Annotated in this window: 5 protein-coding genes; 2 read left to right on the forward strand and 3 right to left on the reverse strand. The window is 59.3% G+C overall.

The window, feature by feature from the left end; all coding sequences use genetic code 11:
- Window positions 1–61 precede the first annotated feature (61 nt).
- Window positions 62–1,420, reverse strand: a complete 1,359-nt coding sequence (locus ABRP87_RS08140) for a YkvI family membrane protein (RefSeq protein WP_034653345.1) — start codon at window positions 1,418–1,420, stop codon at window positions 62–64.
- Between the two features lie 260 nt (window positions 1,421–1,680).
- Window positions 1,681–2,223: an RNA polymerase sigma factor gene (locus ABRP87_RS08145; RefSeq protein WP_284783226.1), complete on the reverse strand. Its 543-nt coding sequence runs from the start codon at window positions 2,221–2,223 to the stop codon at window positions 1,681–1,683.
- A gap of 182 nt (window positions 2,224–2,405) precedes the next feature.
- Here ABRP87_RS08145 and ABRP87_RS08150 point away from each other — a divergent pair, with 182 nt between their 5' ends.
- A complete protein-coding gene (locus ABRP87_RS08150) occupies window positions 2,406–3,956 on the forward strand; it encodes a catalase (protein WP_349868296.1) in 1,551 nt (516 codons plus the stop codon).
- Window positions 3,957–4,100: 144 nt separating this feature from the next.
- On the opposite strand, the gene ABRP87_RS08155 is transcribed toward ABRP87_RS08150, so the two are convergent.
- Window positions 4,101–4,658 (reverse strand): hypothetical protein, encoded by a 558-nt coding sequence (locus tag ABRP87_RS08155; protein WP_349868297.1) that lies wholly within the window; start codon window positions 4,656–4,658, stop codon window positions 4,101–4,103.
- An 84-nt stretch (window positions 4,659–4,742) separates the two neighbouring features.
- On the opposite strand from ABRP87_RS08155, the gene ABRP87_RS08160 reads away from it, so the two are divergent.
- Complete coding sequence (locus ABRP87_RS08160; protein ID WP_349868298.1) at window positions 4,743–6,206, forward strand: hypothetical protein; 1,464 nt, start codon at window positions 4,743–4,745, stop codon at window positions 6,204–6,206.
- The last annotated feature ends 298 nt before the right edge of the window (window positions 6,207–6,504 follow it).

Here is a 6,504-nt window from a genome sequence, read left to right on the forward strand (position 1 = left end):
CGGCTCCTCGCTTCCCACCGCGGGAAGGAGGAGCCGAATTGTATTTAGTGGCGCTTAAACCTTAGTCTTCGTCTTTCTTGCCAAAGTCCAAGTCGCTGTCGACGGAAGGTACTTCCGGCTTCGTGTGCTGGACGTAGGTGACGGAAGGTGCGGGCTCTGAACGGTCGTAGTCGAGTTCATCGTCCTCTTCGAGCTCCTCGTGGATATCCTCGGCGAGGTGATCGATAAATTCCTGCGTCCCCATATTGGATGCTGCGGCTAGCATGCGCAGCTCGCGCTCATTCTTCTTGGTAAAGCGCTCGCGAGGGTCGAGCTTGCGGGCGACGAGATCGTGGGCACGCATGCGGCGATCGGATTCATCGGCAAGCATGCCGCGGTTTTTAATGCGGTTATAAACCATCACGAAAATCATCAGTAGGCCGAGGTAACCCAGGATGGGGTAGACGTTGCTGACCAGGGACTGGAAGCCGATGAAGGACAGGATGAAGCCGATGATGCAGGATGCGGCGTATACGGGGTAGAAGCGCTGTGGGTTATTGCGGGTCAGGCGCTTGCCCAGCGCGTAGAACATACCGATGGCAGTGTTAAAGACCATGCCGTAGATAACGAAGGTCATCAAGATGCCGAGAACTGGGTGGATGCCCGTAATCAGCTTCAGCACCGGCATGTCCTCGCCGTTGACGTCCTTGGCCTCGAAGAAGAGGGCGAAGACGAGCAGGGCCAGCAAGATGAGGTAAAGGAAACCACCGATGAGGCCGCCGATGCCCACGGCGCGGTTATCCAGGAAGTTACCGCCGATGACGATGGACATGGATACGGCCGTCATGACGTTCAGGCCGGTGTAGTTCAGGGCAGAAAGCCACCAGTTAGGCAGCGAGGTATTGACATTATCGATGGCCCAGGTGTTTAGGGATGCAAAGTCCACATCAGCCGTAAGGATGGTGTAGCCGGTGGCCAGTACCACGAAGACGATGATGAACGGGGTGATGGTACCGATGACGCGGGTGACGCGGTCCACATCCATAAGGCCCACCAGCAGCACGAGGATCAGCATGACGGTGCCGCCGACCCACACGGGGATGCTGGGGAATTGCTGGTTGATATTGGAGCCACCACCGGCGAACATGACGAAACCGATGGAAAACAGCGTAATCAGCGTGGACCAGTCCAAGATCTTGGCGGTGACTGGTGAAGCGATCTTGTTATAGACGGCAGTGTGTTCCACCGCTTGGAAATAGGAGCCCAGCTGCAGGATGGACACGCCGGTGACCATCATGAGGGCGGCGGCGAGGGCGATGCCCCACAGGCCCCATTCACCGAAAGCTACGAAGTACTGCATGGCTTCTTGGCCCGAGGCAAAGCCTGCGCCCACCACGACGCCAATAAACGCCATGGAAATTCCGATTGCGCGTTTAATCATGAGGGGAGAAACTCTCTTACTCACACTTGCCGGGCCCGGCTTTGGGAACGCGCGGGCCCGGATCGACGGTCGATTTATCACGTGTGTGTATCTAATAGAATCACATTTCACCCGTGACTTCACAGCTGAAATCGTGTCACTTTAGTATTTTTCTACCCCGACCTCAGGCTGCATGCGCCCGCTGCGCTGCCCTAAGTACCTGCACTTTGATAAGTATTGCGGCGAAAGTATGCGTCTAGGCGCTCGAACATTCGGGGGTATTAATTTGCGCCTTCGATGAGGTCCTTTCGGGCGCGCGCCACGCGGGAGCGGATGGTGCCAACGCGCACCCCGGCAATCTTGGCCGCTTCCTCATAGGTATAGCCCAGTACCTGGGTGAGGATGAGGGCTTCGCGGCGGTCGGCAGGGAGGGCATCGATAAGCGCCCGGGCATCGATCCAATCGCTCCAGGAACCGGAGTTTTCCGCGGCGGAGCTCATTGCGTCCTCGTATTGCGTGGCGGACTTGCGGGGCCTGGCCATATCGTGGCGGATATTATCCACCCAGACGCGCCGGGCCAGCGAAAGCAACCAGGTGCGCGCGGAAGAGCGAGCGGCAAAGCGCGGCAAGGCGCTGATGACGCGCAGGTAGGTCTCCTGCGTGAGATCGTCGGCGATTTCGGGGCCGCCCAGGTGGGCGAGGAGGCGCCAGACATCATCCTGGGTGGCCTTGATGAACTCCGTAAGCGCTGCTCGGTCGCCGCGCCCAGCCCGGAGGGCGAGCTCGGTGACGCGGGCGTCGTCTGCTGCGGAGTGGTGTGTCACCTGAATGAATCTACCAGTAGCTCCTGCATTTCTTATCCAAGGTTGCGGTGACTGGGGCATCGGCAAGCGGCAAATGTGCGGAAAGGTAGCGCAGTGCCGTTATACGTAGTAAGCTATGGGTTGTCCGTGATTGATAATTGACCCCAAATTATCAACTGATTGCCAGGAGGCAAAGACTTACCATGACTGATTCCACCGCTGATGACATCCTGAACAAGGGACAACGTCCCGCAGGTAAGGGCAATACTACCCGCCCGTCCGGCCAGCCCGTGCCTTCCGAGAACACGTCCGTGACCGCCGGTCCCCAGGGTCCGGTCGCGCTCAACGATATTCATCTCATTGAAAAGCTCGCCCACTTCAACCGTGAGCGCGTGCCCGAGCGTACCCCGCACGCCAAGGGTCACGGTGCTTACGGTGAGCTGCACATCACCGAAGACGTGTCCGCCTACACCAAGGCCAAGGTCTTCCAGAAGGGCACCGTCACCCCGATGATGGGCCGTTTTTCCACCGTCGCCGGCGAGCAGGGCTCCCCGGATACCTGGCGCGACGTGCACGGCTTTGCCCTCCGCTTCTACACCGAAGACGGCAACTTCGACATAGTGGGCAATAACACCCCGGTATTCTTCCTGCGCGATGGCATGAAGTTCCCGGACTTCATCCACTCTCAAAAGCGCCTGGGCTCCAATGGCCTGCGCGATGCCGATATGCAGTGGGATTTCTGGACCCGCAACCCAGAATCCGCCCACCAGGTGACCTACCTGATGGGTGACCGCGGCACCCCGAAGACCACCCGCCACCAAAATGGCTACGGTTCCCACACCTTCCAGTGGGTCAACGAAGACGGCGAGGCATTTTGGGTGAAGTACCACTTCATCTCCCGCCAGGGCGTAGAGAACTTCACCGATGAAGAGGCAACCGTGGAAGCTGGCCAGAACCCGGATAGCCACCGCGCGGATCTTTATAACGCCATCGAAGAGGGCAACTACCCCATCTGGGATGTCAAGGTACAGATCATGCCGCTTGCGGAGGCTGAAGATTACCGCTTCAACCCCTTCGATCTGACCAAGGTCTGGTCCAAGAAGGACTACCCGCTGCACGATGTGGGCTACTTTGAGCTCAACCGCAACCCGCGCAACTTCTTTGCCCAGATCGAGCAGGTTGCGCTGGATCCCTCCAATATCGTGCCGGGCGTTGGCCTGTCCCCGGACAAGATGCTCCAGGCCCGCGTCTTTGCCTACGCGGATCAGCAGCGCTACCGCATCGGGCCGAACTACAAGCACTTGCCGGTCAACCAGCCGCGCAATGCGGAGAAGGTCAATACCTACGAGCACGAGGGGCCGATGCAGTATTTCTACAATGCTCCAGAGGATCCGGTGTACTCGCCCAACCGCCATGTGAAGGGTACGGGCGTGCTTGACGATGCCGCAGTGAACAACCGCGAGGATCTAGAGACCACCACCGCGGCGGACCTCTACGTGAACCCGGACCCCCACGGCCAGGACTTGGTCCGCGCGCCGTACGTGCGCCACGCGGAAGACGATGACTTCGTCCAAGCGCGCGACCTGTACGAAAACGTCTACGACGACGCCGCCAAGGAGCGCTTGGTTACCAATATCACCAACGCGATGGCCGGCGTGTCCGAAGAAACCGAAGAGCGCGTGTACCAGTACTGGACCAACGTTCACCCGGACTTGGGCCAGCGCGTGCGCGAGGTCTTCGCTGAAAAGAAGTAGCACGCCACTGCGGTTGTACTGCTTCTTAGGGGCATAAATACAAGGCCGCCTTCGACCATCCCCGCGTCCTCACCCCACAGCGATCTGCTGTGAGATGGGTGCGGTGGGGTAATTGGTCGAAGGCGGCTTGTGCGTTAGGCGAGATTAATCGCAGCGGCGCATATTGTCTGCAACAAAGCTAGGCGCGCCCTGATCGATCCATTTGTCCACGTCATAGCACGGTGCGGTCAAACCACTATTTGCTACACCGATGGGCTCAATAGTTGTCCATGCGCCATCGTTAAAGCGCGCCCAGGCGGTCCAATCTGTACTGTCTTTGCCAAAATGAGCCCATTCCCCGTCGCAATCCGACACCAAAATATTGCCCATATCGGGCTCTAGAGAAGAGAAGGCGCTTGGGGAGCAATCACCTTTGGCTTGCGTGGTAGTGGTAGTGACTGTTGTCTCCTGCGGTGCAGGTGGTTGTGCAGTAGTCTCTGCCGGGGAGGTTGTGGGCGAGTCGGTCGTAGTCGCCGTTTGCTCCGTGGAACTTGTAGGGCTGGAGCTAGAGCTGGATTGTGCCACGGCGTCAGAAAACTGGGGCTCACTGGAATCGACAGAGTTATCGGCGTCATCGGCGCAGGACACCAATGCCATGCACAGCGGAAACGCGGCCGCGCACGCTAGCGTGCGGGAGAACGGGGATTTCAGGGGGATAGGCATGTCTTAATAGTAGATTCTCTTTGTTATGCGTGGGGATCGGCGCGCCTGCGGAAAGGGAATGACCTGCAGCGATAGGTTACTAGCATGATCAAACGCCTTGCCTCGACCGCGCCCACCGCGTCCGCGAGTTCCTCGCGGTGGCGCACACTCTTACTGCTCGTATTGCTCGCCGTACCGCTTATCGTTGGTACCGCAGTGGCGGCCTGGTCGCAGTGGGAACCGGCGCATGCGTGGTCGAGCGCCGCGCAGCCTTATGGCGCGCCGCAGGCGAATTCGACCTCGCCAGAGCTTAAGGAAGCCGCCGAGGCCGCCAGCCACGCCCAAGCGCAGGCTAGCATCCTGAAATCTGGCGCGGATCGGTTAAACAAGGGCACCAGTGAGCTGGATAAGGGTGCTGGGGAATTAGGCGAGGGCGTCGAAAAGCTCGCCGGTGGTTCGCAAGAGCTGGTGTCGGGGCTTAACCAGTTGCAGTCAGGGACCAATACCCTCGGCGGAGGGGCGACGGAACTGGCCAATACCGTCGGCGGGGCCGTCGACCAGGTCGTGGGACTGGGAGCCGTCCAAGGCCAAATCCTGGAAGCCATCGACGGTACGGTGCGCGACCTGGAGGGAAATAATTCCAAGGAAGCGAAACAAGTTCGTTCTCAGCTGGGGGATTTGCGCAAGCAGGTGGAAAACTTCCGCCTCGATGAATCCCTGACCGGGGAGCTGAAGAAGCTGAAGGACGGCTCGCGCGATCTCTCCAACCAGCTGGCGGTAAGCGGCTATGCTTATCACGATGGCATCAACCAGGCCGTGGCAGGCGCGCAGCAGCTCAACCAGTCCATCGCGGAGCTTAATAGCCGCGTGGATGAGGCGCTCGATGGGGTGGGCCAGCTTGACGATGGCGCCGGCAAGCTCACCGGCATGGCGGAACAAAACCAATCGAACCTGGGCGAGGTGCAGCGCTCGTTGCCGCCCGCACACGTGGGGCCGGAGGAGGATGTGAGCCAGCTGAGCCCGGTCATCGCCATGCTCATTTCCGCGCTCGTCCTGCTGGCTGGCTCCGCGGCCGGGGTGGCGTGGAAATTGGGATTCCGCCCGTGGCTGATGGTCCTGGGCGGATCGCTGGCCGCGGTGGCCATCGGGGAGATCCTGCTCTTCGTCTTGTCCATTGGCCTTACCCCTATCGCCGCCGTGGCCGCCGGCGGGGCGCTGTTCTTGGGTGCCCTGTCCTCCGCGCTTATCGTGCGGGGCCTGCTCGAACTGTGTGGCATGACCGTGGGGTCCATCCTCGCCGCAATCTTTGGCATTGGGCAGACCGCGTTGGTGGGGTGGCTGTGGAAATCCGCGGCCATCGCCGGGGTGGATAAGGTATGGCAGGTAGTAGCTAACCTTTTGCCGCTCAACTGGACAACGGCCGCCGTCACCGTGGCGGGCAACGATGGTGAGGCAGTGGTGCTGTGGACCGGTATTGCCGTCTTGGGCGCTATCACTCTTGTAGGTCTGAGTGCAGTGAAATGGTTCGTGCCTGCCAGGAAGGACTCAAAAACAGGCGCTAAAGTCTGAAATTTTATACTTAAATAGCCAAAAGCTTGTATAAAGCTGGCAATATTTGCCATCGCTATGGTTGGAATGCGAGGAGTGTTATTCTTACTAGTGCTCACGCCGCCTACTTAGGGGGTAGGCGAACGGCTTGCGCCGTTGTGAGTGATAGGGAATAGGGACGACGCGGTGCTGTAGGGGCGCCGCGTCGTTTCCCGTTTTACCCAGGGTTAAACGACAAAACGGGGTTAAACGACAAAACGTGTTGTTTTTCGGCGTGTCGAGTTAAACGACATTTTGTGTTGGTGGGGGTAGGGGTTTA

It is taken from the genome of Corynebacterium sp. KPL2830, from assembly GCF_040225635.1.
In the GTDB taxonomy this organism is placed as follows: Bacteria; Actinomycetota; Actinomycetes; order Mycobacteriales; family Mycobacteriaceae; genus Corynebacterium.